Annotated in this window: 16 protein-coding genes; 7 read left to right on the top strand and 9 right to left on the bottom strand. The window is 55.2% G+C overall.

What is annotated here, in order from left to right:
• Positions 1 to 51 precede the first annotated feature (51 nt).
• Positions 52 to 465, top strand: a complete 414-nt coding sequence (locus tag BJ885_RS03590; protein ID WP_028012609.1) for a CoA-binding protein — start codon at positions 52 to 54, stop codon at positions 463 to 465.
• A 34-nt stretch (positions 466 to 499) separates the two neighbouring features.
• On the opposite strand, the gene hspQ is transcribed toward BJ885_RS03590, so the two are convergent.
• Positions 500 to 817 (bottom strand): heat shock protein HspQ, encoded by a 318-nt coding sequence (hspQ, locus tag BJ885_RS03595; RefSeq protein ID WP_008499919.1) that lies wholly within the window; start codon positions 815 to 817, stop codon positions 500 to 502.
• 60 nt (positions 818 to 877) lie between these two features.
• On the bottom strand, positions 878 to 2068 hold the full coding sequence (rlmI, locus tag BJ885_RS03600; protein ID WP_096150520.1) for a 23S rRNA (cytosine(1962)-C(5))-methyltransferase RlmI: 1191 nt from the start codon (positions 2066 to 2068) through the stop codon (positions 878 to 880).
• Between the two features lie 173 nt (positions 2069 to 2241).
• Between rlmI and BJ885_RS03605 the strand changes: the two genes are divergently transcribed.
• From BJ885_RS03605 to yccX, 3 genes are read left to right on the top strand one after another with little or no spacing between them, the layout of a single operon-like run.
• The gene (locus BJ885_RS03605) at positions 2242 to 2799 is read left to right on the top strand and encodes a kinase inhibitor (protein ID WP_121931200.1); all 558 of its coding nucleotides are present in this window, start codon (positions 2242 to 2244) and stop codon (positions 2797 to 2799) included.
• Positions 2800 to 2809: 10 nt separating this feature from the next.
• Positions 2810 to 3598, top strand: coding sequence for an AraC family transcriptional regulator (locus tag BJ885_RS03610; RefSeq protein ID WP_121931201.1), 789 nt, complete (start codon positions 2810 to 2812; stop codon positions 3596 to 3598).
• Between the two features lie 11 nt (positions 3599 to 3609).
• Positions 3610 to 3891, top strand: coding sequence for an acylphosphatase (gene yccX / locus BJ885_RS03615; RefSeq protein ID WP_029739909.1), 282 nt, complete (start codon positions 3610 to 3612; stop codon positions 3889 to 3891).
• On the opposite strand, the gene tusE is transcribed toward yccX, so the two are convergent.
• The 6 genes from tusE to BJ885_RS03645 form a co-directional block, all read right to left on the bottom strand.
• A complete protein-coding gene (gene tusE, locus BJ885_RS03620) occupies positions 3888 to 4217 on the bottom strand; it encodes a sulfurtransferase TusE (protein ID WP_045334759.1) in 330 nt (109 codons plus the stop codon). The two genes, yccX and tusE, sit on opposite strands and share 4 nt — an antisense overlap.
• A 69-nt stretch (positions 4218 to 4286) precedes the next feature.
• Entirely contained in the window at positions 4287 to 4838 is a 552-nt protein-coding gene (locus tag BJ885_RS03625) for a LuxR C-terminal-related transcriptional regulator (RefSeq protein ID WP_029739911.1), read from the bottom strand.
• Positions 4839 to 4848: 10 nt separating this feature from the next.
• Entirely contained in the window at positions 4849 to 6006 is a 1158-nt protein-coding gene (locus BJ885_RS03630) for a CfaE/CblD family pilus tip adhesin (RefSeq protein ID WP_121931202.1), read from the bottom strand.
• Between the two features lies 1 nt (position 6007).
• Positions 6008 to 8725 carry a TcfC E-set like domain-containing protein gene (locus tag BJ885_RS03635; RefSeq protein WP_121931203.1) on the bottom strand — a complete coding sequence of 906 codons (2718 nt, stop codon included), beginning with the start codon at positions 8723 to 8725 and terminating at the stop codon, positions 6008 to 6010.
• A 72-nt stretch (positions 8726 to 8797) separates the two neighbouring features.
• Positions 8798 to 9304, bottom strand: a complete 507-nt coding sequence (locus BJ885_RS03640) for a CS1 type fimbrial major subunit (protein ID WP_021240847.1) — start codon at positions 9302 to 9304, stop codon at positions 8798 to 8800.
• Between the two features lie 76 nt (positions 9305 to 9380).
• Positions 9381 to 10124 carry a fimbrial protein gene (locus BJ885_RS03645; RefSeq protein WP_166642355.1) on the bottom strand — a complete coding sequence of 248 codons (744 nt, stop codon included), beginning with the start codon at positions 10122 to 10124 and terminating at the stop codon, positions 9381 to 9383.
• Between the two features lie 308 nt (positions 10125 to 10432).
• Here BJ885_RS03645 and BJ885_RS03650 point away from each other — a divergent pair, with 308 nt between their 5' ends.
• Positions 10433 to 11188 (top strand): winged helix-turn-helix domain-containing protein, encoded by a 756-nt coding sequence (locus BJ885_RS03650; protein WP_029739916.1) that lies wholly within the window; start codon positions 10433 to 10435, stop codon positions 11186 to 11188.
• Positions 11185 to 11661 (top strand): hypothetical protein, encoded by a 477-nt coding sequence (locus BJ885_RS03655; protein ID WP_029739917.1) that lies wholly within the window; start codon positions 11185 to 11187, stop codon positions 11659 to 11661. Before BJ885_RS03650 ends, BJ885_RS03655 begins: the two co-directional genes overlap by 4 nt.
• 54 nt (positions 11662 to 11715) lie before the next feature.
• Here the strand turns inward: BJ885_RS03655 and yccA are convergent, their stop codons facing one another.
• Complete coding sequence (gene yccA, locus BJ885_RS03660) at positions 11716 to 12375, bottom strand: FtsH protease modulator YccA (protein ID WP_023335168.1); 660 nt, start codon at positions 12373 to 12375, stop codon at positions 11716 to 11718.
• Positions 12376 to 12644: 269 nt separating this feature from the next.
• Here yccA and BJ885_RS03670 point away from each other — a divergent pair, with 269 nt between their 5' ends.
• On the top strand, positions 12645 to 14273 hold the full coding sequence (locus tag BJ885_RS03670; RefSeq protein WP_029739918.1) for an ABC transporter substrate-binding protein: 1629 nt from the start codon (positions 12645 to 12647) through the stop codon (positions 14271 to 14273).
• Positions 14274 to 14280: the final 7 nt, after the last annotated feature.

The raw sequence follows: 14280 nt of genomic DNA on the forward strand, positions 1-14280 counted from the left end.
GTTGAGATGTGCGGTTTGGCGTACACTTTCAAAAAAGCCAGGAGAAAAACCATGAAAGAGAACGATATTGCCGAGATTCTGACATCCACGCGTACCATTGCGCTGGTGGGCGCGAGCGATAAACCCGATCGTCCAAGCTATCGGGTGATGAAATACCTTCTCGATCAGGGCTATCACGTTATCCCGGTCTCGCCAAAAGTGGCGGGGAAAACATTGCTGGGCCAGCAGGGTTACGCCACGCTCGCTGACGTGCCGGAAAAAATTGATATGGTCGATGTCTTCCGTAATTCCGAGGCGGCGTGGGAAGTGGCGCAGGACGCTATCGCCGTAGGCGCAAAAACGCTGTGGATGCAGCTGGGCGTGATTAACGAGCAGGCCGCCGTGCTGGCGCGGGATGCGGGGTTGAAGGTTGTCATGGACCGCTGCCCGGCGATCGACATCCCCCGTCTGGGGCTGGCGAAGTAAAAAAAAGCCCGTTCATCGGGCTTTTTTTACACGCTTAGTTCCGCAGGCGTGGAGCCTGTAACTGTTTGCGGATAGTCTGAGCAAGTTCATCCATTGTGGGTTGCTCCGGATGTTCTTCCTGCAGCTCGCTACTCAGCTGCGCTTCGGCCAGATAGGTGTGAACGGGTTGTCCATCATCACCTTCCATAACCACGTGGTACCAGGGCGCGGCGCGAAGCTCTGCGTTCACCGCCAGCTCGTCTGCTGACGGTTCATCAAGGGAATACTCCGGGTCGATATCCACGACCACACCCAAATACCCTAGCAAAGTGTGGCGGACCTGCTGGCCGATACCGAATTTGCTGGCAATCATAGTCACCTCCCGGGAAACACTACTTACACGTTATGTGCGGGCAATATTTCTCTTTTCAAGTTACATGACGCGACAGGCAAACCCTTTCAGATACAGTCCTTCCGGGTAGGTAGCAATCACGGGGTGATCGGCTGCCTGACGGAACTGCTCTATAAATTGTACATCACGGCCAGCATCTATTGCGGCATCGGCGATGATTTTCTGAAATAAATCTGTGGTCATCAGGCCGGAGCAGGAGAAGGTGAGCAGAACCCCGCCCGGGTTCAGAAGCTGGATAGCCAGCATGTTGATATCTTTATACCCACGGCACGCGCCCATCAGCTGGCTTTTGTTTTCCACAAACTTTGGTGGATCCATCACGATGACGTCGAACTTCTCGCCCTGGTCGCGATATTTACGCAGCAGCTTGAAGACGTCATCGCGTACAAACTCCGCTTTGCTCAAGTCCAGCTTGTTGAGCTCGACGTTCTGTTTTGCCACGTCCAGCGCTTCCTGGGAGGTGTCCACGCTCACTACCTGGGCACAGCCGCCCATCAGCGCCGAAACGGCAAAACCGCCGGTATAGGAGAAGCAGTTCAGCACGCGTTTGTCGGCAACGTACTGACGCGTAGCCAGACGGCTGTCACGCTGGTCGAGGTAGTAACCGGTTTTGTGCCCGCCCTGAATATCCACCAGCAGCTTCATGCCGTGCTCTTCAATCGGCAGCAGGGCCGGTGGCAGTTCGCCCGTTACGGGCCCCTGAGTCAGCTCCATGCCTTCTTTTTTGCGCACCGCCACATCGCTGCGGTCGTAAATGGCGCATTCCGGGAACAGCGTTTGCAGCGCGCTGATCAGCGCGGCACGCTGGTATTCCGCTCCGGCGCTCAGGAGCTGCAGCACCAGGAAGTCACCGAAGCGATCGATGGTCACGCCCGGCAGGCCATCGGACTCACCGGCGATCAGGCGGTAGCTGTCCAGCCCGTCACGTTTTGCCAGCCAGTCGCGCCACTGCTGCGCCTGCTGCAGACGGCGAACGAAGAAGTCGATGTCGATGGTTTCATCTTTATCAAACGTCCAGACGCGAGCACGGATCTGGGACGCTGGCGAGTAGGCGCCTCGCGCTAACCATTTCCCCTGATGGTCAACGATATCAATGGTTTCACCGAGGCTGGCTTTGCCTTCCATACGGGCAACCGCGCCGGAAAAGACCCAGGGATGACGGCGCAGTAATGATTTCTCGCGCCCTTTGGCTAACACTAAACGTACACTCATAATTTGCTGTTCTGTCGATTTCAGGAAATGGCGCGTAGATTACCACATTCAGCAAGGCGCAATCATCTGCGGATGCCGTTGAGCGTTTCGGCACAAAATCAAATCGCTTAGGCACATTACGATATTGCAGCTGGCTGTAGAGTGGGGCTTCCGGTACAGCAAAGGGAGCACCCATGAAAAAGCGCAGTGTAATAGCCATAGCCGCTCTGGCGGCGATGAGTTTTCAGGCTTTAGCAACAACGCCTTTCGGCGTCACCAGCCGGGATATTTCCGGCGAAAAGCGGCTGGCGCAACAGCAGGTATTTGAGGGGTTTGGCTGCCACGGTGGGAATATTTCTCCACAGCTGGCATGGAAAAATCCGCCCGCCGGTACGAAAAGTTTTGCCGTCACGGTATATGACCCGGATGCGCCCACCGGCAGCGGCTGGTGGCACTGGACCGTAGCCAATATCCCGGCGAAGACAATGACGCTGCCCGCTGATGCCGGTAATCCGAACGGCGAGAAATTACCTGCCGGCGTTGTGCAGGGGCGTAATGATTTCGGCTATTCTGGATTCGGCGGCGCATGTCCACCCGAAGGGGACAAGCCTCATCGCTATCAGATTACCGTCTGGGCTCTGGACGTGGATAAACTGCCCGTCGACAACAATGCCAGCGGCGCGCTGGTCGGTTTTATGCTCAATAGTCACGTTCTGGCAAAGGCTCAGTTAACGGCAACCTACAGCAGATAAGGATGACAGGGTGCAGGAGTTCCATTTTCGACATAACCATCTTACGGCGGGTGAAGTGACTGCCAGCAAAATGCATCGCCTGCACCAGGTTAAACTGTTTTTTCCTGCTATTTGTCATATCACTCACGGCACTAAGGTGATAGTTCAGGATGATAACCGCCTGGAGGCGACACGGGATGAGCTCATTATTATCCCGGCCAATACGGCGATGGAGATTATCAATCAGCCTGTAAACGGTCTGTTTCACTCGGATTTGCTGATGTTATCCCCGGAGATCGTCGCCGAGTTTAAGGCGCATTACCTGAAATCCTGGCCGCGCACGACGCTGCATTCGCTCTGCGCCCCGCTGAGTGAGGGGCTGGCGTTTATGTGGGACAACCTGCTGCACGCCGTCCGTCAGGATTTACCGGAGGCGCTACAAAAGCATCAGGCCTTCGGCCTTTTGCTGGCCCTGCTGCATGATGGTGTGGCGGGTCCGCTGCTTATTGAGCGAAACAGTAACCTGACGGAGCAGGTGCGGCAGTTCATTATGCTGTCGCCTGCCAGAGCCTGGACCGCGCAGGACGTCGCCAGCCGTCTGGCCTTAAGCGTGCCGACGCTGCGCAGACGCTTACGTGAAGAGTCGCAGAGTTTTCGCCAGATCGTGGAGGATGTGAGGATGGCCGTTGCTTTGTCACAGCTCCAGTCAACCCGATTACCAATTGGCGAAATCGCATTACAATGTGGGTATCTTTCCAGCTCTCGTTTCACCGCCCGTTTCCGGCAGCACTATGGCTGTTTGCCGAAAACGCTACGTTAAGGAGAAAAAAAATGTCAAAAGTCTGCACCATTGCCTGGGTTCACGGCGTTGTTCAGGGCGTGGGGTTCCGCTACAGCACCCAGCGCGAAGCGGTTGAGCTTGGGCTAACGGGATACGCGCGAAATATGGACGACGGCAGCGTTGAGGTGGTCGCCTGCGGCGAAGCGGAGCAGGTCGACAAGCTGGTGGCGTGGCTGAAAGCGGGCGGGCCGCGCAGCGCACGGGTTGATAAGGTGTTAACGGAACCGCATCAACCCGGGCGCGAATACGTAAACTTCGGGATTCGGTATTAAATACACTTTACCGGCTTAGGCAGGCCGGCAATTTTGGTGGCCTGTTTTGCCGGGCCTTTCGGGAACAGACGATACAGATAGCGGCTGTTGCCTTTCTCTTCGCCGAACTTATTGGCCATGGCTTTGACCAGCATGCGGATCGCCGGAGAGGTGTTGAATTCAAGATAGAACTCGCGAACAAAACGCACCACTTCCCAGTGTTCGGTGGAGAGGGTAATCCCTTCGTTTTCCGCAATTTTCTCCGCCAGCGGTTCGCTCCAGAGCGTCGTATCTTTCAGATAGCCTTCGCTATCGGTCTCAATTTCCTGGCCTGCAAAAATGAACATAATCTTCTGTCGTCTGTGAAAAAAACGGCGACAGTGTAGCAAAAAAGCCGCCGCAGGATAAACCGTGACCTACAGGAGCAGCTGCAGCAGATTGTTGGCGTTGAGCTTTTTCAGCGCGTTGCATTTATGGGTCGAAACCTGTTTCTCAGACATACGCGTCACGATGGCAATGTGGCGTACCGGCAACCCGGTAAGCATCAGATCGAGCACGTTGAATTCAAGACCGGTAAGACAGCAGTCAAGGCTTCGGACGCGGCGAGGCTCTTTTGCCAGCAGATATGCCGCATCTGCGACGGCGATCCGGTCATCGATGATATAAAGGGTTAACGTACTGAAACGCTTGCGTAAATGCGTCGCCAGCGCCCACCCCTTTTCATTGCAAACCAGATACAGGCTGCCTTGCCAGCGGGCTGCTTCCAGTCTGAGCAAAATGTTTATCAGCGCCTGATGCGTGGCGGCCACGGAAAAACGGCAGCGCACAACAAGCACGCGGCGGCTAAGCAGCGCTGGCTGCCATTGCACGGTGTCGCTTTGGACCTCTGGCTGAACGCCCCGACGCAGCAGCGCGTAGCGCAACCCTTCGGCGTAAAATCGATTATTATCGAGAATGGCGTAACTCACGGTGACCTCGTTATAACGTGCTGGGCGTATAGATAACGCGCAGCGTGCCGGTATAGTCGCCCGCGTTTTTGCTGCTGGCGGCAAACGCGGGGGTTTTAAGGATAATAGGGGCAGGGATGCACAGTACGCTCTCGCGTCCGCCGGGCAGCACGACCTGACGCAGATACTGCGGATCGTTTGTACCTTGCCAGACCAGGGTTTTACCGTTCGAGACGGTTTCGGTTGCGCCTGTTATTGGATTGGTGACGGAGACCCGATAATCGAGACGATCCCGCGTATCGGTCTGGCTACCGCCGCGTCGCCTGATAGAAAACGCGCCTTCGGCACGGTCCGCAGACGTGACTCCGTCGTCTTCAAACCGAAGGTAGGCGCGGGTGCTGGTGCTGTTATTACCGTCATACAGGCACATATCCAGCGAGTTTTCACCCTGGATCTCACTGCCACCCGGCCGCCCCGGGAAGTTGGTCAGGTTGAGGTTAACGATGGGCGTTGAGTGCGGAAATGCCGGCAGATAAATTTGCTGATTACCCGGATCGACCACCTCAATGCGAATGTTGGCCTGCCACCTGGCGATAGTGAGATAGCCAGGGCATCCGACGTTTACGTCATTGAAGTTCCCGCCACAGTCGGCGCTCCCCCATTGACGCAGGTTCTGCTTAAGCGTTGCGGTCCAGATCCCCGGCAGGGCGAGCTTATCCAGTTCGCTTTTCACAATATAGAAATCGAAGTAGGGCTCTCTGTTCCAGTCAGCAATTGTGGCCGTTCCCCCTGTCACAAAGCTGGCAAAGATAAACACTTTATTGTTGATAAACATGTAGTGATCGCCATACACCTTGATATCCACCGTCTTGCTGGTGAGGGCATGCGTGAAACGTAAATTGATGGCATAGGGCGCGGCCGGGTTACCCGAGAACCAGACCGGAGAGTTCATGCAGGCCCCGTACGTTGCGTCAGTCCGGGACTGACAGGTCAGGGTATTACGTCCCCACTTTTGCGGGTCGGCGACGTCAAAGCCGCCCGATTCATGAAACCAGATATCGAAACGTGCAGGCGGTGCCGTGCGATCGAAGCTGATCCCAACGCTGGTGTTGCGTCCCGCAGGGGCGCCCGCCAGCGTCTGGCCTGTCCACAGGCTTAAGAACAGTAAAATAAAGAAGCACTTAATCACATCATTTCCCTTTAGTGAGGTTGTCGGCGTTCATGGTGGTCGGGCTGACTGGGGTCGTTCGTCCGGCCAGCATCAGCTGTGCCTGCTGCTGGACGGCATCCGGCAGGGCGGAGAAGGTTAATTCCCGGCAAGGAATTGAGCCGACATAGCGCACCACGTCGCGCATACTTTTCACGTTGAGTTCGCACTGATAAAACTGCTGCTGTCGCACCAGGTAGAGGTTATGCAGCAGGGCATCGCTCTGGGCGCTGAATCCGCCGTTGCCGAGATCGCTCCAGCCGTTAACGTTCAGCGGCACGCCACCGATAAACGGCGAATGACGCTCGTCGGTCAACTGGCCGAGCCAGGTGTAGCTTGCGGTGGTTTGCACATCCCGACGCAGCAGTTTGCCCGGCACCATAAACAGCGTTCTGCTGCCTGAACCTTGCGTGATCTCACTGCTGGCCCCCCGGGATACGTCCAGCGATTCGTTAATCGTCAACGTTGTCTGCTGGTAGCCCGGCACTGCGAAGAGGGCGCGGCTATTGCCCGGAATGTCTGCACTCCCGCTGTTATCCAGCGACACGGCAACGCTCGGAGCCTGGGTATCTTCCGGTGTGGCAACGTTAACCGCGACGGCGGAAGCAGGACGACCGTCGCTCCAGCGGCCGAGCCACAGGCCAGAACGCGACAGCGCAAGGGTCGAGCTGTAGTTGCCGCTGCTGCTCAGCGTATGGCGCCTGTCCTGACGATCCCAGGCGTCGCTGACGGTCAGACTGCCGTTGCCGTATCGCCCGCCCTGGCGCGTATAGGCTGAGGTATTCAGCGAGTCGCTGTTAATGCCCGACGCGCTCAGACCGTACTCGTTTTCACCGCGTGCATCGGCGTACCAGTTATGCGCCACGTTGTAGCTCAGCTGATTTTTTTCACGCTGCTGATGCTGCCAGGTCGCGCCCATAGAGGTATAGCTCGACGCATCACCCTGACGGTTATGCGCCATGGACAGGCTCACGCTCAGGTAGCCGCCTTTGTCCCTGCCGTCGCGGGCGTCATCGTTACGCATGAACAGGTTAATGCTGCTGTTAATGTTGAGGCCTCGGGTGCTAAAGGCATTGCTCAGGCCTCCCTGCCAGGCCCGCGAGCGCGAGCGGGTCATATAAACCGATTCCCACGGCAAACCCGCATCGTGGCGATCGTCGCTATCCGGCAGCTCCCGACGTGAAACGTACCGTCCTTCGTTACGGTTATCCGAATACCCGAGGCTCGCATACCAGGCGCCGACAGGGACGGAAAACATCACCGAGAGGGTGCGATAACAGCCGTTCACGGCGTCAAACCCCGCGCTTCGGGTGTTGCAGTTTTCCGCTGATAGCGCGTTGCGATAGAGGCTCAGTGAAAAACCGTCGTTGTAGCTGATTTGCTGAATATTGCCGCGCTGGCCTTCGCTGCCATAAAGGTAGCTAAACCGGGTACTCAGCACGCCGTCGATCGGGCCCGCGTTGAAGCCCCGGCTCCAGTCGAGCGCATTTTCCAGGAAGCGCTGGTTTTTCTTTATCGTTGCTCCGCTGGTAAGCGCTAAGGTCGGGGTGACGGGCAGGCGTACGCCCGCCTGCGCAACCGCGCTGCGTTCTTCGTTTTGATCGCTATTGTCGGTTTCACCCGCCTGCAGGAACCACTCGACGCGGTCAAATGGCGTAATGCCGGTTCGGGTAAACGGCACCTGCTCGGTACGCGTCAGCCGGTTATTTTCATAGACCGACAGCGTGACGGTGTAGCTCCCGTCCGGAAACGATCGCGTGTCCAGGGTTTGCGCCCCGGCATTCAGGTAAAAGCTGGCCAGCAGCTGATTGCCACGGCGGGCGTCGATACGCGCGTCATGGGAAAGCAGCACGGTGACAGGGGTTCCCTTTGACCGCTGAACCGGATTCATCCATGCCCGTGTTGAACCCGTGCGCAGACCGCGAATTTTGCCCAGCGGCAGCTGGCTGAGGTTGATATTTCCGCCGGCATTACTGAACAGATCGCGGGTATCCATCTCGCCCAGCTGGACATAGTACTGACGCAAGATATCCTGGCGGAACCAGGCGTTGTTGACGGTTATCTCCTGCTGCTGCTGACGCCGTGAACGTTGTCCCAGCCAGGTCCAGTCGAGGTTAACATAGCCGTCCTGCGTGAGCGCCAGCGCGCCATTGCCCTGCACGGTGGCTGACTGATAATCCCTGTCGGCAACAAAATTAATATTCTGCTGATGGATCAGCGCATTTTCGGTGTCCTGCGTGGGCTGATACCACTGATTTTCCGCGGTGGCTTTAGGCAGAAATTTCTTGTCCAAAAACAGGCTAATACGGGCGTTATTCTCGTCAAAGATAATGGCCGCGCGGTCGGTATTAATGTAATCGCAGCCCGTTGCGGAGCCGTTGCTGCTGCAGGCCAGGTTGCCGTTACGGGCAAGCGGAACGGCCAGCGCGGCAGACACGGTGCCAACGAGAGCAGGGTCGTCGTTAAACCGTCGTTTGATGGCCGCTACAACGGTTTCAGGTGCGACAAAACTGACCGTTTCAAGCGTGATATCCGTTTCAAAAAGTCCAAGTGACTCGCCGTAGAGGTTGACCTCTGTCCACAGGCGCTGCGTTTTCGCCAGATCTTCAAAACCTGCCGGGACGGCCATCCCGGCGCAGGCGAGTTGGATGGATGCGGGTAACAAAGCAACAAAGAGGAGAGTATTTCTGTGAAACGCCATGAACGAGCCTCGACATCATCCTGACGTCAGAGGGCGGGCACCCTCTGACGTTATTCCTTAGGTGCTGTGGTGTTACGCACCGCCTTCCGTGGTAGTCGCCTGCGTCAGCATCAGGCTGACAACGCCGCTGTACTGACCGGTTTTCAGAATGCCTTTAGTAGTCTGAGAAATGGTCAGCGGCAGTACCGCTGAACCGTTTTCGATGCTCCCCGGGAACAGTTCAGTACCGGTATATTCAACATCGGCGGTAGAGAGGGTTTTATCGCCCAGCTTCACCGTCATTGGGATGGTCTCAGCACCGTCGGCATTTGCCAGCTTCGCGGCGCTCACCAGACGCACTTTCACATTGCTGGTGGCGGAGTTAGACCATACCTTGGTATTCAGGCGGTAGCTTTCCAGACCGCGGCCAGGCAGGTACTGCATATCGATGCTTGCTGGCAGTGGCGTGTTATCGGCCTGGGTCATGTCCAGCTGTGAATCAACGCTGGCATTGACGGTAATATCTTTTTGGATCGCCAGCGCGCTAACGGACGTGGTCATCGCGGCAACAATCATCAGAGGTTTAAAGTACTTACGCATTGATATCTCCATATTTATAAATGAGCACCCTGGCTCTTTAAACAAACCCTTTAGGGGGCTTTACGGTAACGTCGTGTTATTGCACGACGGGTAAATCAGCTTCTTCAGCGGTTTTATTCACCCAGTTGAAGTAGCGGAATTTATATTTCTGGCCTTGCGTCTTTGTGAGCGTTTTTAATTTCCGTTCAGTGTCCGGATAAATCGTCGCGTCTTCTTTAATCCATTTACACGACGAATCTGCGTCACAAATACCGATCTCTCTCAGCGGCACGCGCAGCGTACCGTTGTTTTTTAACGTGCCCCTGCGAGGGTCAATCGAGAGTGAAACCACACTTTTTTCCGGGGCGAGGTGGATCAGGGCGCCCCAGATCACATTGACGCCCAATGTCGCCGTCGCAGCAGGGCTTTCTGCCTTGCCGGGAATAATGCTGTCAGGCTGCTTTACCCCTTCAAAATAGACGCGCCAGGTGGTCTCTTTTTCCGGTGGCGTAAGCGATACCAGACGAACCACGCGCATTGCGCCTGCCGCGAGGGCAAATTTTTCGGGCGTGACAACAACGCCGCCTTCTTTCCACGAGGCCACATCAATTTCTTTTTCCTGGGCCGTGCCGGGATTAAGAATTTTCTTTTGCCTCACTCGAATGAACTGAATATCATCCGTTTTCGACGCTACCTTAATTTGTGCCGCACCGGACTTGTCCATATTCAATTCCATCGGGTACACGCTCATATTGGCCATTGCCATTTCTGAGAAAAATGGCAATGACAGCGCGGCGACATAAAAGGCGGTTGTCATGTTCACTCTATTTTTCTGTTTCACATTCAGTCTGCCTGCTCTGAGTTCATCGGCGGCGCGTTAACACCAGGACACCGTCTGCTTTCGTATTGCTTCAGGGCAGGGAAACTTTAACCAGAACAGCGGTTTGTGAAAATTTGTATTAATTAACTCGCTAAATATAGGTTTTTATCCTGCTTTTCTGGCTTTAAGGTTGTATAGTTAAGCGAAAATACCGCGACCAGGGATAGGAAGAAAATTCCTTCTGATGAAAAAATAAGCAGGTCAGGAGGCGGTTTTCATGTCGATGTACCAGGGATAAAAAAGCATGCGGTAACAGCCGAGAATAAAAGATGTTTTTTATATGCAATAATTCGTTGTTATTCGATCCTGAAGCACATGCAATAAGTCTTGTTGGACAACCAGAATCTGTATTAACGCTTTCGGCGCCAGCCGTGCGGCTTTTGCAGGAATTTATTAAACACAAAGGATGCGACCTGAGTCGGGAGGAATTAATCACTCGCGTGTGGGAGGAATTTGGCTTTACGCCATCGGGAAATAATCTCAATAAAGCGGTTAGCGAATTACGTAAAAGCTTCCAGTCTCTGGGAGAGGGGCACGAGTTTATCGTGACCGTGCCCCGTTACGGGTTTCGTTTTGAGGCTGATGTGATTTTTCAGCCCGGAGAGAATATTCCATCCGCCGATCCGCAGCCTTCTTCCGCAACTCAAGAGGTGAAGCCTCAGCGCGCATCCGGGAAAAAATGGGTAATTGTGGCCGTATTGATCGTCGCTGCGCTGGTGACGAGCTTCTACTTCAGCCGACCGCAGGGGATCATCGTTCCGGCGAAGCTCAAGCCGCTTAAGGAAAAAATCGCGCGTTGCAGCCTCTGGATTATCAACGATCACGGAAGGCCGCTGGTGCTATCGAAATTAGCGGAACGGCTGGAGGCCAATAGCGTGGCGTGCGAACGCGAGGAGTATGACATTTATTATTTCAGCGCCCGTTTTTCTATTTCCGATGCAGATGAGGTGTTCATTGGTGCCTGCCCGGCCAGCAAAACCAGCCTGTGCAAAACCATACGTTATAAAAGCGGGGCTCAAAAATGAAAATAAAACTTCTTTTTGGGCTGGGTGGTGCAGTGGTCGGCAGCGCCCTGGCGCTGTTTTACTATTCCGGCTGTGCGGTTAAAAAGGATGTGCTGGCCTGCAGCACTGAATTTAACTTTACGCGCAATGAAGGAAAAGCCAGTGAAGTGAAGGTCAATGCCGTTGCCCAGTTCTATTTTCATCGGGACGGAACCGGGTTGACCACCTATAAAGGCGCGGCAAGGGCTGGCGGGCAAAATTTGATCGTTGACAGGGATGTGGACTTTACCTGGCAGCAGCGGGACGATGATAACGTGATTGTGTTGAGCTACACCAAAACCTGGCGTCGGCACAATGACAATACGCCTGATGCTCAGTGGGGGAGTTTCGCCAACCCAACCGCACGCTACTATCTGACGATCTCTGAACTCGCGCCTTCCGTGTGGCTGATTCAGGACCGGCGTTACCCCACCTATATTTGCCGGGGTGAGTAGGGCATAAAAAAAGGAGAATGCCAGAGGCATTCTCCTTTTTCGAATCCGTTGTGCTTAATCGCGGCTGGCGAAGCCCAGGATGCTCAACAGGCTGACGAAGATGTTGTACAGCGACACATACAGGCTCACGGTTGCGCGGATATAGTTCGTCTCACCGCCGCGAATGATGTTGCTGGTTTCAAACAGGATCGCGCCTGAAGAGATCAGAATAAACACTGCGCTGATTGCCAGATGCAGGGCAGGCAGCTGCAGGAAGATGTTTGCCACCATGCCCACCAGCACTACCACAACACCCGCCATCAGCATACCGCCGAGGAAGGACATGTCCTTACGGGTGGTCAGCACGTAGGCCGAGCAGCAGAAGAATACCAGCGCGGTGCCGCCCAGCGCCATGCCGATAAGGTCACCCATACCGGCAGACAGATACGCATTCAGCATCGGCCCCAGGATGTAGCCCAGGAAGCCAGTGAAGGCAAACGCGGACAGAATACCGACGGGCTTGTCAGCGGTTTTGTAGGTCAGGAACATCAGACCATACATACCCACCAGCGTCAGGATCAGCCCCGGAGATGGCAGCATCAGCACGGTGCTGGCGGTTGCGGTGATCGCTGAGAATGCCAGCGTCAGGCTGAGCATGAAATAGGTATTGCGCAGCACCTTGTGGGTGCTGAGTAGCGATGTGCGGTCGCGTGAAGAAGTAATTATACGATCCATGAGTCACTCTCTTATGACAGATGTAATTAGCGGAAAGAATAGGAAACGACACGCCAGTCTCAAAGTGGTTTTACCCATCTTTACTCAGCACGTTAGCGCTGGAGGTGGTGATTTCTTCTGCAGAAATCCGTTTCGCCAGTATGAACAGCGGTTTGCGACAATTTACCAGATCAAGCTCTTATAGGTCACTGAAAAATATTGCGTTATTACCATTCGAACGCTAAGAGTTATTTCCGGATCGTCATAAAACAGACTATAAGGCGAAGGAAATGAAACCACAAACACGCACTCACTTTACGCTCTCTTTGTTAACCGCAGGGATCCTGTGCGCCAGCACGGCAGCCTGGGCGGCTAACGTGCCGGCAGGAACCGCGCTGGCCGACAAACAGGAACTGGTCAGAAACAACGGCAGTGAACCGGCTTCGCTCGACCCGCATAAAGTCGAAAGCGATGTCGAATTCAATATTATCAGCGATTTATTCGAAGGACTGGTAAGCGTCTCCCCGACAGGCGAAGTCCAACCCCGACTGGCGGAAAAATGGGAGAACAAGGACAACACCGTCTGGACGTTCCATTTGCGTCCGGGCATCACCTGGAGCGACGGCACGGCGATTACCGCTGAGGATGTGGTCTGGAGCTGGCAGCGCCTGATCGATCCGAAAACGGCTTCGCCTTATGCGAGCTATCCGGGCAACATGCATATCGTCAACGCGGCCGATATTGCTCAGGGGAAAAAAGCGCCCGATACGCTGGGCGTAAAAGCGATTAACGACACCACGCTGGAAGTGACCCTCACGCAGCCAAACGCGGCCTTCCTCGCGATGCTGGCGCACCCGTCGCTGGTGCCGGTGGATAAAGTGCTGATTGGCCGCTTCGGCGATAAGTGGACCAAACCGGAGCATTTCGTCAGCAGCGGGGCGTATAAGCTGTCGCAGTGGGTGGTCAACGAACGCATCGTGGCGGAGCGCAACCCGCGCTACTGGGATAACGCGCATACCGTGATTAACAAAGTCACCTACCTGCCCATCACGTCCGAGGCCTCGGATGTGAACCGCTATAAGGCGGGCGAAATTGACATCGTGTACACGGTGCCGATTAACCAGTTTGCCCAGCTCAAGAAAACCCTGGGCAGCGAGCTGGACGTTTCACCTCAGCTGGCGACCTATTACTACGAATTCAATACCACCCGGCCGCCGTTCAACGACGCGCGCGTGCGCAAGGCGCTGAACATGGCGCTGGATAAAGACATCATTGCCGGGAAAGTATTAGGGCAGGGGCAGCGCCCGGCGTGGCTCATCAGCCAGCCGGATATCGGCGGCGTGAAGCTACAGAACCCGGATTACGCCAGTTGGCCGCTGGACAAGCGCATCGCCGAGGCGAAAAAGCTGCTGAACGAGGCCGGATATAACGCCAGCCACCCTCTGAGCTTCAACCTGCTCTATAACACCTCTGAATCGCACCAGCGTATCGCGATTGCGGCCAGCTCCATGTGGAAGAAAAACCTTGGCGTGGAGGCAAAGCTGCAAAACCAGGAGTGGAAAACCATGCTGGATACCATGCACACCCACAACTTTGACGCGGTGCGGTACGCGTGGATTGCCGATTACGACGATGCGGCGACCTTCCTGAACAACTTCCGCACGGGCGACAGCGAAAACACCAGCCAGTACAGCAATCCGGACTACGATCGCGCGCTGCTCAACGCCGCAAAAGCCAAATCAGCGGAAGAGCGGGGTAAGTTCTACCAGCAGGCGGAAGATCTGCTGGGGCGTGATGTACCGGCCATTCCGGTTTATCACTACGTCCGTACGCACCTGGTGAAACCGTGGGTAGGCGGATTTACGCCGGATAAGCTGGGGTACTATTTCACGAAAGACATGTACATCAAAAAACACTAAGCCTGTG

The sequence above is a fragment of the Enterobacter sp. WP_7_1 genome (assembly GCF_003688535.1).
Taxonomy (GTDB): Bacteria; Pseudomonadota; Gammaproteobacteria; order Enterobacterales; family Enterobacteriaceae; genus Enterobacter; species Enterobacter asburiae.